This is a genomic window from Asaia sp. SF2.1, assembly GCF_000505765.1.
GTDB lineage: Bacteria > Pseudomonadota > Alphaproteobacteria > Acetobacterales > Acetobacteraceae > Asaia > Asaia bogorensis.
In genome coordinates this window covers 1-14068 of sequence record NZ_AYXS01000009.1, presented here as the reverse complement: position 1 = coordinate 14068, position 14068 = coordinate 1, and the positions used below count along the sequence as shown (strand labels likewise).

Annotated in this window: 14 protein-coding genes and 2 pseudogenes; 8 read left to right on the top strand and 8 right to left on the bottom strand. The window is 55.3% G+C overall.

The features are described from left to right. Positions 1–462 (bottom strand): annotated as a pseudogene (locus P792_RS37485) (hypothetical protein); the annotation flags it as partial. Between the two features lie 274 nt (positions 463–736). Between P792_RS37485 and P792_RS0118415 the strand changes: the two are divergent. Together P792_RS0118415 and P792_RS25625 are read left to right on the top strand one after the other, a co-directional pair. After that, positions 737–1369 (top strand): recombinase family protein, encoded by a 633-nt coding sequence (locus P792_RS0118415; RefSeq protein WP_081866875.1) that lies wholly within the window; start codon positions 737–739, stop codon positions 1367–1369. Between the two features lie 459 nt (positions 1370–1828). Then, positions 1829–2311 (top strand): Hsp20 family protein, encoded by a 483-nt coding sequence (locus P792_RS25625; protein ID WP_023978171.1) that lies wholly within the window; start codon positions 1829–1831, stop codon positions 2309–2311. A gap of 465 nt (positions 2312–2776) precedes the next feature. Here the strand turns inward: P792_RS25625 and P792_RS25615 are convergent, their stop codons facing one another. The 5 genes and pseudogenes from P792_RS25615 to P792_RS25595 all read right to left on the bottom strand — a co-directional run bounded on the left by P792_RS25615 (position 2777) and on the right by P792_RS25595 (position 6480). Beyond that, positions 2777–3334, bottom strand: a complete 558-nt coding sequence (locus tag P792_RS25615) for a phosphate-starvation-inducible PsiE family protein (protein WP_031240375.1) — start codon at positions 3332–3334, stop codon at positions 2777–2779. 560 nt (positions 3335–3894) lie between these two features. Further along, positions 3895–4245 (bottom strand): hypothetical protein, encoded by a 351-nt coding sequence (locus P792_RS38480; RefSeq protein WP_023978167.1) that lies wholly within the window; start codon positions 4243–4245, stop codon positions 3895–3897. Positions 4246–4603: 358 nt separating this feature from the next. Then, positions 4604–4873: a helix-turn-helix domain-containing protein gene (locus P792_RS25605; protein WP_023978166.1), complete on the bottom strand. Its 270-nt coding sequence runs from the start codon at positions 4871–4873 to the stop codon at positions 4604–4606. A 573-nt stretch (positions 4874–5446) separates the two neighbouring features. After that, positions 5447–5725: pseudogene (locus tag P792_RS25600) on the bottom strand (transposase); the annotation flags it as partial. Between the two features lie 50 nt (positions 5726–5775). Next, entirely contained in the window at positions 5776–6480 is a 705-nt protein-coding gene (locus tag P792_RS25595; RefSeq protein WP_031240370.1) for an IS6 family transposase, read from the bottom strand. Between the two features lie 45 nt (positions 6481–6525). Here P792_RS25595 and P792_RS25590 point away from each other — a divergent pair, with 45 nt between their 5' ends. After that, positions 6526–7047, top strand: a complete 522-nt coding sequence (locus P792_RS25590) for a fumarylacetoacetate hydrolase family protein (RefSeq protein ID WP_023978163.1) — start codon at positions 6526–6528, stop codon at positions 7045–7047. Positions 7048–7231: 184 nt separating this feature from the next. Here P792_RS25590 and P792_RS25585 read toward each other — a convergent pair whose 3' ends face one another. Beyond that, positions 7232–8104 carry a LysR family transcriptional regulator gene (locus tag P792_RS25585; protein WP_023978162.1) on the bottom strand — a complete coding sequence of 291 codons (873 nt, stop codon included), beginning with the start codon at positions 8102–8104 and terminating at the stop codon, positions 7232–7234. A 135-nt stretch (positions 8105–8239) separates the two neighbouring features. On the opposite strand from P792_RS25585, the gene P792_RS25580 reads away from it, so the two are divergent. The 3 genes from P792_RS25580 (at position 8240) to P792_RS25570 (ending at position 11984) form a co-directional block, all read left to right on the top strand. Continuing rightward, the gene (locus P792_RS25580; RefSeq protein ID WP_031240366.1) at positions 8240–9661 is read left to right on the top strand and encodes a hypothetical protein; all 1422 of its coding nucleotides are present in this window, start codon (positions 8240–8242) and stop codon (positions 9659–9661) included. A 59-nt stretch (positions 9662–9720) separates the two neighbouring features. Then, positions 9721–10056 (top strand): hypothetical protein, encoded by a 336-nt coding sequence (locus tag P792_RS25575; RefSeq protein WP_023978160.1) that lies wholly within the window; start codon positions 9721–9723, stop codon positions 10054–10056. Between the two features lie 71 nt (positions 10057–10127). Next, complete coding sequence (locus P792_RS25570; RefSeq protein ID WP_023978159.1) at positions 10128–11984, top strand: Hint domain-containing protein; 1857 nt, start codon at positions 10128–10130, stop codon at positions 11982–11984. Positions 11985–12381: 397 nt separating this feature from the next. Here the strand turns inward: P792_RS25570 and P792_RS25565 are convergent, their stop codons facing one another. Continuing rightward, positions 12382–12789 (bottom strand): VOC family protein, encoded by a 408-nt coding sequence (locus tag P792_RS25565; protein WP_023978158.1) that lies wholly within the window; start codon positions 12787–12789, stop codon positions 12382–12384. 476 nt (positions 12790–13265) lie between these two features. On the opposite strand from P792_RS25565, the gene P792_RS25560 reads away from it, so the two are divergent. After that, the gene (locus P792_RS25560; protein ID WP_031240361.1) at positions 13266–13556 is read left to right on the top strand and encodes a type II toxin-antitoxin system RelE/ParE family toxin; all 291 of its coding nucleotides are present in this window, start codon (positions 13266–13268) and stop codon (positions 13554–13556) included. Continuing rightward, on the top strand, positions 13546–13875 hold the full coding sequence (locus P792_RS25555; RefSeq protein WP_023978156.1) for a HigA family addiction module antitoxin: 330 nt from the start codon (positions 13546–13548) through the stop codon (positions 13873–13875). Before P792_RS25560 ends, P792_RS25555 begins: the two co-directional genes overlap by 11 nt. Positions 13876–14068 lie beyond the last annotated feature (193 nt).

Below are 14068 nucleotides of genomic sequence, written 5' to 3'. Positions count from 1 at the left end.
ATTACGCTCGATGCGGGTCACCACGCCGCCCATGACCGGTGGGGAGAGGGTGACATCGATCCTGTCGTTCTCGCGCTGGCAGGCCAGCGATGCCGGATAGGGCTGGCTCTCGATATCCACCCCCTTATGCGATGTCCGCAGCGTCTCGGTCCGGATGCTTGGTTCTGTCTGACAGTATTGGCGCAGAACACTGGTGGCTTCCGGGGCGGACATGCCAAGCGACAATCCAAGTATGGAGGCCTGACCGATTGCATTGCTCATTCTGGAATAGGTGAGCTTCTGCGTGAGTGCGACGCCGCCATTATCCTGTGTCGCAGGAGAGGTCGGAGGCTCCGTAACGTGCCCCTGACCAAGCGCATTGGCCGCATTGACCATGTTGCGGCGGAAAGCCTCCATATCCTGGGCTTGAGCGAGCGGCGCTGAGGCCGCAGACAGCAAGAGGCAGGCGATGACGCGTTTCATGGTTTCCCCCGGAGTGATGTGACGCAGGCCAACACAGGACCGGGACAGGTGTCGGTCTGAGCCGCCCAGGAAGTCATGGCAGGGCAATGTCAGGGCTATGGGTGAGCGGAAGCCCGACTTGCAAAACCATTGCCCTGACTAACTTTCTGGCGGTTCGACCTTGCCCTGGCCGGTTGTGATGACCGGTTCACAATCCGTCGGTTTTGGGACTGCACGGCATTGGGCGGTGCGTCCCGTCTCCAAACCGTGTTCCGAAATCAGCGAGGGGGTTTTCATGACACGGTATGGCTATGCACGCGTCTCAACCGATGAACAGACGCATGATCCGCAGCTTGTGGCACTCGAGCGGGAAGGGGTGAGGGAGATCGTGCTCGATACAGTCTCTGGCGGGGTTCCGGCCGCGTCACGACCGGGGCTGTCAGGGCTACTGGTGAAACTACAGCCGGGCGACAGTCTCGTTGCAGCACGCCTCGACCGGCTCGGCCGGACCATGCTCGACGTGATGGGGCTGGTGAGCAGTCTTGTGGACCGTCAGGTGCGCGTGAGGCTTCTCGATGTCGGGATCGAGACCGGCACGGCAAACGGGCAGCTCTTTCTGACCATCCTTGCCGGGTTTGCGGAGTTCGAGCGCGAGATTATCCGTGAGCGAACGCGGACCGGACTGGAGGCGGCCCGGCGTAGCGGGTCACGGCTGGGGAGGCCTGCGCGGCTGACCGAAAGGCAGTGCAGGCACGCGGTTGAACTGCACGCATCAGGAAAATCTCTGCACGAAATTGCAAAGATCATGGGCGTCTCGAAAACCACGATCTGGCGCGCGGTTTCCTGCGGGGGAAAGTGTTCCGGAAACGGAGGTTCCGGGACAGGTGTCCGGGCCGCCCGGTCGGTCCAATTGACACCGACACGATAATGACCGGTTCCGGGACAGAAGAACGTGGCTAGAGGCGCGGGGTTTGGCGCGAAAGGTCGGCGTTGCGGTGCTGATGCGCAGGAGCGGACATCTTTAGCTAGTCCCGAAAATATATGAACGGGGGCAATTCGTCGCATCAGCGCTTCGGACGCGGTGGTCTTGGCCCGATGCGGGCCCAAGCCAGACCCTGTCGTGAGAAAACCCTGGCAGTGAACACGCGATGATGCTTTATAGCATGATGCTCGTGAAACGGGCATGGGTCCGTCTCACTCGCGAAGACGCGCAGGCAATGAAAACGCGAACGATAGAGGACGCCCAAACCGGCCTTTCTGCATTTTTGATGCCTCTTGACACCATGCACGGAGTTCCCAGATTGAATTTGCCGGCCGCCGAAGGGGTCGGCAGACAGAACTATCAGTTTTGATCTTGTGTCCATGTTGCTCAAAGGAGGATATGGCTATGAGAGCCACCGTTGATTTTGCTCCCCTGTTCCGTTCGAGCGTGGGTTTTGACAGAATGCTCAATGCCCTTGATCTCGCCAGCCGGATTCCGACGGTCGATAACTGGCCGCCTTACGATATCGTCAAGACCGGTGAGGATGATTACCGGATTGACATGGCGGTTGCCGGACTTGCCGAGAACGACCTTACGATCACACAGGAGCGTAATACTCTTGTTGTGACAGGACGAAAGGCGCCGGAGCCGCAAAGCGCCGCCGAATATCTCCATCGGGGTATTGCGGGCAGAGAATTCGAACGCCGCTTCGATCTGGCCGAGCATATGAAAGTCACCGATGCGCACTTCGAGAACGGACTTCTGTCCATTACCCTGAAACGTGAGATACCCGAAGCTATGAAGCCGCGTCGTATCGCGATTACGTCCTCTACAACACGTGCGGATGAAGCCGTGCCCCAGATCGAGGCGCGGAAAGAGGCAGCCTGATGGCGTGACGAAAACTCTCCCCCGGCCATTCATCCGGCCGGGGGAGAATCTCGAAAGGTCATGAGCGTGAAGAGGATGAAAATATCTCTGTCGTGCGCTGCTCTGAGCTTGTCTCTACTGAGCCAGTCGGGCGCACATGCTGGTGATATTGTCCGGACGGCTGCAACATCGTTCGATGCGAGGGCGACTGAGGGAACGTCCACAATCCCCAAAACCGGGGCTCGCACTCATTACGAAGACGGCACAGGTGATATGCTGGTCGACAGCTTGAACGCAAGCCAGTTGGATCAGAACTACAAGGGGCCGGTCTATTATCCCGGACAATTCATTCCGCCGTTCTGGCCCATCGACACAGATCATCTGGCACCGTCAGGGTCAGAGACGGCGAAGAAGACGTCCTCATCGCACGGGACGTAGTGGGGATTGAGTAAAGGCGGCGTTATAGACCGCCTTTACCTCGATTCTTCAGGATGAAGACCGTTCAGGCTCACAGCGGGCCGCAGGATTATCTTCGAGATGCGCCTGTTCCCTGGCATCGCGCGCGACACGCGCATCCTGCTCGCGGACCAGCCAGTAGACGATGCCCAGCGCCAGAACACCCGCCGAGAGAGCGAACAGTTCCATGGCAGTCACATCATGCAGATCCAGCAGGATGAATTTGCGGGCAATCGCCAGGAGGGCGATCAGGACGATGGTCCGCACCCGGATGACGTTCTCATGCTGGGCAAGAACGACCAGCAGGGAGTGTTTGAACTCAAGAGCGATGATAACAGTAAAGATTGCGCCAAAAATCGCCTGGAAGATCGTCTGGTTGATCGGATCGATTCCGACATCGACGACCAGATGCCATACCGCGCCGATCAGATGAATCGTCGCGATGGCGGTGACCAGCATGATGAGCGCAATCAGGGTCAGAATGATCGCCTGTTCAAAACCCTCGTAGAATGTCAGGCCCCTGAACAGCTTGATGAAGCGGGACCAGTCCCTGCTCTGCCAGGAACGTTTCATGGAGAGGTCTTCCATAGCCGTTTTCCCATCTATTAATTGCGTTATAGTTCCCACGTCCTGGGTCTGGTTTTTCTTTTAGCGATGGAGAATGTCCCCATGCAGGACACGTTACGGATCATGGGCGCTCACCGCCCGTTCGAACCGCCTCCGCTGCTTCCTTCTCGGGAGAAGAAACAGCGCTCGCGTCCGGCGCACATCCGGGTCAGAGCCGGTGCCAGCATGGCAGACGACAGGACAATGTTCTGGCATGGTCTCACACGGCCTTTGGCAAGGCCGATGTCAGCTGGTTTTCGAGGTCTCCCAACGACCGCGACCAGCCCAAGGCCTTGTCCATGTGCGTGCGGTCAGCGCCAGGCAGGAGTTTTCGGATCACGGCGACGGTCGTCCCTTCCGGATCTGACGCGGTTTTCCAGCGAGAAACCCGATCGTAAATCCGGCGATCGGCCGCCCGACGCCGTTATATCCTTGGTCTTTTTCCTGGTCGCTGAGATGGTCGGCCAAGAAGACCGCCAGATTTGTGCCGATCTGAACGGTCGAAAGCGACTTAATTCTGTTCGGCCTGTCTGTGTGAAGAGTCATGATGCAGTCCTCAGGCCGGGGCGCGCGTGGCCCGATGTTAGAGCCGTCGCATCCAGAGGGCTGACGCTTAAGCCCGAAACAGTGGCGGTGACGTCGACATGCACGGACCCGAACAGATGCAGGAGGGCGGCCTGAGGCGTATAGGCACCCTTGACGGCTGCCGAGGTCCGGCCATCCATAAGGATTGGGTCGACAAGGACCGGGCACCCGGTCTGCTGGCCCAATATCTCGATGGCGCGGGCCAGTGGCATGGATGGAATGTTTACCGGCTGCTTTTCTGTCTCGCACGACAGCACATCATGCGGCGCATGAGCCGATGCCTGCGAGGCCATTCCGACCAGCAGCATGAGGACGAGACCCACAGCAACGTGTGGTCTCTCCCTCTGCCGAAGGCGCCGAGGTTGCTTGGCCGTCTGTTCCGCTCGCTCCGTCTCTCCGGCGGAATGCGACCAAACTGGCCCCATCGTCCCAAGTGAACAGGGCACGGGAGGATGGTTATTCCAATAGTACTGAAGCGCCTTCAGGTTGAGAAACTGGATAAAACTCGACATCTCCCTATTCTCCCTGCTTTCAACCTCACCTTCAGAGACGCGGGGCCTCCGATGGAAGGCCCGGCTCCACCCTCTCATTCGTGCGGTCGTTCCAGAAAAGATGGCGCTTCCGCTCGGAGAAGGCGTTTCTGATCTAACCGGCGCGGTCAGTGCCTTACGCCGCGACCGGAACTGGCGGTGCGGCTCTTGCCCGCATGGGGAGACGGAACGCGAGATCAGAGGCCAGGGGATCACACCCGGCAGGGGCGACCGCGCCCGCCTGGACCAGGCGTTCCAGCGTGGAGCGAAGTCTGATCCCCGGTATACCGGTATGGGCCACCAGAGATGTTAGCGTCACGCCACGTCCGTCATGACCGAGGCGGCGGAGCACGGAGAGGGCACGCGGAGCGAGCGGATCGTCTCCGAAAAGGGCGCGCGTTACCATGATACGCCTCCCTCTAGTCGGTTGCGCCATCTCCGAGCGGCTGTGCGCAAGGAGCGGCGATAGCGGGAATAAAGTCCTTTCAGTGTCGACATCCACATCCTCCGATTAAAGCAACATGGATTTCAGCTGTCTGGCTCACAGAGCCTATGCCGGACCCGATGGCCTCCAGCGAAAGCAAGATTGGAAGAGATGCTTGCCTCGTCAAGAGGGTACGAAATGCAGATTCTTTTCATAAATAAGTTTATTATTTTTATTTGCATTTATTTTCTGTGGCGGTGTTGTAGACAGAAATTACATGGGTTTTGTTGATTTTCGTTAACCGTCATAGCGATGATCGCAGAAAATCAATATATTTTATTTCTATGATGGTGGCTCGGGGTTTTCCGGCCACCATCTGTCTAGAGCGTTTTCTGCGCGGATAGAATCGACAGGGATTCCTAATCTGGCGGTGATCTGATTCAATATGACGGCCGTGAAGCGCGCGGCCGGGTCGGTCGGTGTCAGCTTCTTCGGTACGACGGGCGTCGAAGCGCCGAACGCGACATCGTCCAGCGTTTCTAGAGCGTTTTCCTCTCAATCTGGCTTGTATCCAGCGGCGGTGAAGAAGTTGGCGCATTCTGCGGGCGCGACCTGATTGATGAGTTTGCCGATCCTGTCCCAAAGCCCGTCTCGGGTGCGTTCGGCGGCGCGGCGGAGATGGGCCTTGAGTTTGGAAAACGCCATCTCGATCGGGTTGAAGTCCGGGCTGTAGGGCGGCAGGAACCGCAGGCTGGCTCCGGCGGCCTCGATCGCCGCCTGCACGCCCGGCCCCTTGTGCGAGCCGAGATTGTCCATGACGACGATGTCGCCGGGTGATGTCACGTTAACTGACGGGGGTTAGCCAAAGCCCGTGGAAGGGATATTCAGATGCTGAGAGCGGTTACGCTGCTCCATTGAGCGAAGGCGCTGATCCGATGGATGTGGCGCGAAAGAGCGGTGGTGATGGAGGCAGGTGGAACAAAGAGATTGCGGATGGCTGAGAAGACGGACACGAAACGCTGGCATCCGCCTGGTGAACGGAAGTGCTGCATAATGCGTTCGCGTTTTCGCAAGGGAAGATGGTTGTTCTCTGCCCGGTTGTTCAGCCCCTTGTGCGAGAGGTGCCCTACGGAAAGACGCATTCTGCGTCTGGCTGCTCCATAGGATTTCAGCTTGTCGGTGATCAGGCGACCGGGGCGCACCCCCTGCTGTTTTAAAAGCCGGGTCAGTAGACGCCTTGCTGCCTTGGTGTTCCGACGGGTCTGCAGGATCTCGTCGAGAACATAACCGTCCTGATCGACTGCCCGCCACAGCCAGTGAGGCTGGCCACGGATCACGATCCGCACTTCGTCCAGATGCCAAATATCATCCGGTCTTGCCGCCTTGCGTCGCAGGGAGCGAGCGTAAGCTGTGCCAAACTTCAGGCTCCAGCGACGGATCGTCTCATACGAAACCACGATCCCCCGCTCGAGCAGCATCTCCTCCACAAGACGAAAGCTCAGGGGAAAGCGGAAATAGAGCCACACCGCATGCGCTATCAGTCCACGCGGAAATCGATGCCGTTTGTAGCTCACACATAACGCTCTCATCGTCAGCGTCTAACACGCCGCACTTAACGTGACATCACCATCATAATGCCCCAAGGCGCCACAAAACTCGATTGGGAGGCCGAACTCGCCATCATAGTCGGCACGCGCGCGCGAAATGTGACAGAGGATGAGGCACTACGCTATGTCGCTGGCTATTCCATCGCCAATGATGTTTCCGAGCGTGCTTTCCAAATGCAATCCAGCCAATGGGACAAAGGAAAAGGCTGCGATACATTCGGTCCACTCGGCCCATGGCTTGTCACGAAAGAGGATGTACCTCGACCTCAAGAGCTGGATATCTGGCTGAACGTAAACGGGCGTCGGATGCAAACAGGCAATACCTGCGCAATGATTTTCTCTGTGGCGCAGATAGTGGCCTATGTTAGTCGCTATATGACTTTGCTCCCGGGCGATGTTATCGCCTCCGGCACCCCACCGGGAGTAGGTATGGGGATGAAACCAAATCCGATCTATCTTGGTCCTGGAGATGTTGTCGAACTCGGAATCGGCGGGCTCGGACAGCAGAAGCAATACGTCGTGCGGCAAACAGATGAAAAATCATGCTGAAATCTACTTGGATATTGCTCTAGTTACTTAAAAACGACTAATTTATGCATGTAAGTTTGTGAAAAAAGATGGCGTACATAACTTTCAATAGTCTTACTTACCCCTCCCAAGGAACCCCTATGTCTTCCAACGCTATCCTTGTTGCGGATTGTCTTGAACGCAGCAATCATGCCTTGGTATTTGTCTAGCTGAAACTGGACAGAAAAGTCCGCACAAGAGGTGGCAAAATTTCACGACGCGTTACCAGAGACGCCACACATATCGCTTCATCACCACGGACTTCAACATAGGAGACCCCATTTACGCTGGTAGCGGTGAGCAACTCCGGAACAAAGCCACATCCTGCGCCGGAAGCGACCATTGGGGCGAGAGATAACAAGTCGATATCGTGATTGAGGTTGGTTTTTACTGCACTCTCGGGTGGAAATAGATTTTCCATCATGTCTCCAAAGTATTTATTGCGATATTTTGACGGACTCAATATGTGTTTATAATCGACATCGTAAATGCTCTGGTAGAAGCTATTTTTTTTAGAATTTTTGTCTGGTATTACCGCGAATATTTTTTCTTGAAGTATAATTCTGCTCGTAAAATTATCATCGTCAACCTCCCCCCAAATTAGGGCGACGTCTACCGCCCCATCTTTGAGCATAGCGATAATATTTTCATTGCAGTCGTGCTTTAATCCGAAAATTACCTGAGAGTCAAAAGACCTCATGACCATCATGGATTTTATGAGCCGGTCGAGATTATGTAAACCATCTGCAAGTCCTATATTTATCTTGTGGTTGTATTCTCTCCTGGAGATTTCTATAATACTATCTAATATATTTATTTCCTCCACGATTCGACTTGCGTGCCGACTCAATACAGAACCAAGCTCGGTAAGTCTCATCCCAGTTCGCGATCGAGTGAAAAGGTCAAAACCGACCTCTTTTTCAAGAGACGAAATCTGTCTGCTCAGCGGCGGTTGCTCGATGTGCAAATGACGCGCAGCACGGGTCAGACTCCCGAGTTGCGCCACAGCCACGAACGATCGAAGTCGCCTTAGATCCATACCCATTCGGCATGAATAAGACATTAATCGGTATAATGGTAGGATGATAGGATGTTGCATAATCCCAGCTGATGTCGTTGAGCAGGACCCCTGACATGCTTCCTGCTTTTAACGCTTTATGCTGGAGGCGGCCACATGAGCATTGTCACTGTAGTTGGTTCGTCGGGCATGACAGTCCAGGTCACAGTAGACGGGGCCCGGATGGAAAGCCTGGCGTCCGCTTACGCGAAACAGATATTTGATGCCGCTAGTGGTGGATCGTTTGGATCGATTGATCTCGGTAGGGGTTTGGGCACGGTATCGAACATCACCACGGGTACTGCGCAAGGTGTCGTGACCATTGGTGGCTCTTTCGCCATGAGCGGTAATTACACCAATCTCTTGATTGGCTCGGAAAACAGCGCAAGCGGCGCCATCAGTCCCCTGGGACTGCCTGTCACCGTTAATGGGAGTGGTATAACGTCAAATAGCCTCTCCGTGCTGGCGGGCAACACGGCGAGCACGAGTTTCTACGCCGGGAACTACAACGGAACTTTCGTATCGACGGCTGGCAATAACCTTTTCGACGGTACTGGCCGGAGCGGAAACTGGACGATTGCAACCGGTTCGGGCGACGACACCATCATTGCCGCACGTGGCGTCAACAATATTCGTCCTGGAGAGGGGCGCAATCTCATCACGCTGGGCACGGGGACGAATTTTGTGGCGTCCGAGGGTCAGGACACGATCACAGGTGTTGAAAATGGGTCCGATACGGTCACCCTGATCGGCGGAGATTCGAGCGTCACTCTCAAGTCCAATGCATTAGTCGTCGACACGGCGCTCACAGGCAGCGACATATCGGTTGGAACCAATAGCTCCGTTTTTGGCGGTACGGGATCGACTGTAACTTTTACTGGCGAGACAGGAACCATCATCGGGACAGTCGGAGACACGATTTCTGCGGCCGGTGACTTGCAGGTCTATCACGGGACAACGCAGGCCATTAGCGTCTCTGGTGCGCTGCAATTCATCTCCGGTACCGGCGATACATCCATCAATGCGGGTCTAGGAACCATCTGGGGCGCTAACAGCCTGCACGCGACGGTCGATACAGCCGGACGTGCACTATTTACGGCCAATCAACCCAATACCACCGGGGATCAATATATCGACGCGTCCTCATCCAGAGGGACGCTGGAGGCTTGGACAGGGGCGGGCAACAACACGCTCATCGGTGGGTCGGGCTCTGATCACTTTGTGTTTGGAACACAATTCGAAAACGCGAACGGAAACAGTTATGCAACCGTCACCGGCGGAAATGGTGCGGCCAATAGTTTCGGTGTTCTTGCCGGGCATAATGGTGGAGATATCACCATCACCGATTTTGGCAGCGCCGCCGGAAACATGTTTTTCATGTACAACTACAAGCCCGCAGATGCCGATCAGGCCGTCAAGAACCTGTTGGATACCGCAACAGTTTCGGGCGGCAATACGACGCTACAACTCGACAACAATATGAAGGTGACCTTTCTAGGCGTGGGAGATCTCAAAGCGTCCAGTATCACCATTTCATAATTCAAACCGGATGGGGGCCGGGATCGCCCGGTCCGAATTTCGCGGACAAGGAGACAGGGATGAGCAAGATCAGCCGAAACGACAGGACTGTCAGTACTGAGCGTGCAGCCGATGTCGGCACCCCGAGTGGCGCTGGCGAGACCAAGCGTATTGTGATGACAAATATCGACAATGCCCCGATGATATTTGCCGATAAAGTGCCCGTCTATGGGACCATCGGCGACGTAGTCACCGTCACTCTGGCGGCAGAGCGGCCGGTCGGCGAGAATATAGCAGTCTCGGCAACTGTACATCTCCGCCTGACCCGAGACGCGACCAAAGTGCTCGCAAGATCGTTGCTCGAGGCTCTCGCAATGATCGACCGCAATAATTTACCGGCGGATCGTCTGAACTGAACTCTCAAGACAGGCGACGGCACTTGAGCTGAACGGATGCTGCGACAGCAGCCTGCCGGGAGTATTCCCAAATGACGAATTACAAAAACGCCAGTGGCGTGACTTACGGCCTTACCTATCATTCCGGGCTGCTCGGTATAGGGGCGACTTACGACCTTCTCATCACATACGCGAATGGCGGGACGAATACGGTAACCGGAATTCCGGCCAGTAATGTTCTCACCACATCCAACACAACTCTCAGCATTGTATCCATCCTGGGACTTGGCGGCGGCACGTATGTGATTCCCCCCGGGTTCTCAGGCACCGTGACCACCGTTCTGAGCGCTCTCTCAGGCGCCACGATCCATGTCGGGGGTACGGCGGTCATATCTACCGGTGCGTCGGCGCTGAGCGTCACTACGATCGATGTCGATGGGGGCAACGCCACCCTGGCATCCGGTCTTGTGGCGAACGCCCTGAGTGGCACAACCGTCAACATCAATAGTGGAGGTGTGTTCAGCAACGGGAGCGGGTTGCTCAGCCTTTTGTCAGGGAGCACAATCAATTTCGGCCAGGGTGGTGGGACATTCATAGCCAATGCCGGAGGGGCTCTGGTCAATCTGTCATCGACAACGATTACAGGGTTTGACGCCGCGCGTGACATCATACAGTTCACGAACCTGTCCTCGACACCGGCCGCTTACCAGATTGCGACGTCGGGTAATTCCCAGACGATTACCGTCACCGATAGTAGCGGCAACACCATCGCTTCAATAGCGGTCGCGGGCACAAATTTCACAGCCGGAACCTACTCGACGTCCGGCCGTGGCCCACTCACCATCAGTAAAACGGGTAAAACGTTATCGATCGAAGCTCTGGCGAGTGTGTGCTTCCTCGCGGGGAGCATGATCCGCACGCCTGATGGTGACAGACCTGTCGAAACGCTCGAGAGCGGTGACAGTGTCATTGTGAGTGCCAACGGTGAACTGGCAGTGCGAAAGATCATCTGGGTGGGGAGTAGACACAGGACAATCAATCCGGATCGCCCGGATGATGAAGCTGGCTATCCTGTAAGGATAAAAAAACATGCTATTGGAAATGACAGGCCTTATCAAGATCTGCTGGTCACTTCGGAGCATTGTGTCTTCATTGACGGACGGTTCATACCGGTACGTATGCTGGTGAATGGTGAAAATATAGTTTATGATCGGACACTGACGGAGTATCGTTACTACCACCTTGAAACTGCCGAGCACGCTGTCATTTATGCAAACGGCGCTGAAACCGAGAGTTATCTTGATACGGGCAATCGCATCGCATTCTCGTCATCAAGCGGAGCAACGCCTATAAAGACGCCGCGCGATTGGTCTCGCTCTGCCGCCCCCCTCTGCGTGGATCGTGCGTTTGTCGAGCCGGTTTTCAAAGCATGCAAGGCGCGTGCCATAGCGTCCATGCCCTCCTGTGACGGGGTGCCCTTCATAACGGATGATTGGGACATCAAGTTGGTTACCGAAGATCAGTCGATATTATGGCCCCGACGCATCTTTCCGGACCGTGTAGTTTTCTCTTTGCCTCCCGATATCCAGGTCTTGAGGTTGCGGTCCAATGTATCACGGCCCTGTGACGCCATAGGTCCCTTCGTGGATGACCGTCGATATCTTGGTGTCTTGGTAAGCAAGATCACTCTGTTTGAAGCGAGCAAAACCAGTGAGATCCGTATTCATCTGGAAAATAACCACATCGCAGGCTGGCATCCGCTGGTGGAAGCGAACATGCGATGGACAGATGGCGACGCGACGCTCGTTTTGCCAGTACGGTACCCGACATCGTTCGCGATACTATGTATCGATATTCTGGCAGGCGGCCCCTATCCCCTCAAGCAGCCGGAGAAGATGAGGGGGGATACAGTTGGGCGTAATCCCGCTGTTGCAAAGACTGCCACTTAGTTTTTTGATACCCTATCGAGTGCAAGGTGCTTTCCTTGAAACGACACCGCCAATGATCTATCGCTTAGCCGCTGAACGGGACGAGTGTCCATTCGGTCGGTGGCGCCCACAACTTCACCTAATCGTCGCACTTCGTGAATTGGTGAGCGGCACAAGCACGCGACGCACATCTGCCGTACTCTGCTGTGAGTCAGTGAGTGCTTTCATCACAATACTCCGCAAATCAGCGGCTGCACGCTCTCTCGTTATCTGCCTGATTTGCTGGACCGAGCACGACCGGACTCATGCAAAGTATCCAGAGCATCGGACGAGTGTATGCGCGTGGAATAGGTACTTCGTCTTCTCGCGAAGCCGAAGTACCTATGGTTGGTAGAACTCCCCAATCTCCCGGAGGGTTTTAAAGCGGCCCACCGGCATACGCTTCCTCAGGGCGGATTGGCGTCACCGTCGTGACTTCAATAAAATAACCGCCCTTGGCCCGGAAGTAGAACGACCAGGCGCCATGCGTTTTGTGCGGCATCTGAGTTTCCCAGCCATCCACCTTCAGTCGAGCGAACAAAGCATCTACTGCTTCGCGGGACCTCAGAATGAAGCCGATATGCAAAATATCGAGATTTCTTGGGTATTCGAACCCATCGAGTTGCCTATCGAAATGATTCACGATCAAGATAAGACCGTCATCATCTTGCATAATCGCCATCCTGCTTCCGCGTACGACGAGTGTTTGCAGGCCGAAATACTGCTCGAACATGACGCGGTCAGCTTCCATGTCATGGCTGTAGAGATTAATGTGATTGAGCTTCATGAATCGTCCCTTTCCGTTATTGAGACGGACACGAGCCAATCGCGATGCAGACAGCGACGACCGACCACTAACGAGGCCAATCCTCGTTGTGTCCGGCCATGGCCAAAAGCGGGTTCAAACGCTCAAGCGTGACTGTCTCCAGAGAGACCGCAGGTTGTCACCATACCTACATCGCTGTCTTTTTAGGCAACGCTACCGTAGCTGAAGAACGTGGTAGGTCAAGGCTTTAGACACTGATCCAACGTTGCGGATACTCTCATAGATCTCGAGCACAACAAACTTATGTCCTAGTATCATTCCCATTCATCACCGTTCCGTCGCCATTCCCCTACTTCCGATAATAGAAAGAAGCGGAAGTAGGGGAATGGCGGGAAACAGCCATTTTCTCCGATCGTCGATCTTATCACCCTAACCGCCCATACGCTCGACGTAACGATCATCTTTACATCGTTGATGTAATGCATTACCTTACACGCATGGAGATCGAGAGCATCAGCCACAAAGGCCTCCGACGCTTTTTTGAGACGGGAAATGCCAAAGGGCTGGTCGGCGATGTAAGCCAGTTACGAAAGATGCTCGCCTTCATCAACGCTGCGGAATCACTCGATGAGCTCACGGTGCCTCCAAATTATAGCCAGCATCCTTTGGTCGGAGAGCGGGCAGGCACCTGGTCCATGACCGTCACTAAAAACTGGCGGCTTACTTTTCGTCTCAATGAGCAGGGACAACTCTGCGATATGGCTTTGGAGGACGACCATGGCGCTTAAGATGCATAGCTCGCTCGCAGTCCATGTCGGGGACTGGATCAAAACCGAGCTTCTTGAGCCTCAGAATATCAGGATCAACACCGTCGCCGAGCATCTGGGGGTTTCCCGCCAGGCGATCAGCGCCCTTCTGAATGGGAGGTGTGGGCTAACCGCAGAGATGGCGATCCGCTTCGAGAAGGCCTTTGGCGTACGAGCCGAAACGCTGATGCGCATGCAGAGCACCTTCGACCTTGCTCAGGCCAGAGCACATGCGAGCAATTTGTGCATTCAGCATTTCGGAATCCCAAATCGGGCAAATACCCTAGAGCGGCGGGTATGAAGCAGCATATTATCATGTAGACAGGGCAGGGGTTTATTCGACTGCCCCTCCCAATTCATCTCGACTGCTTCATCTGGCGTGCGAATTGGGGACGACTTAATCCAGGCGATAAGCGAGAGAGCCGTGCTTTCTCCCAACCTCTCGATCTTTCCGTGCTAGACTGCTGGCCTTCTGAGTATCGTCGCCACGCGTA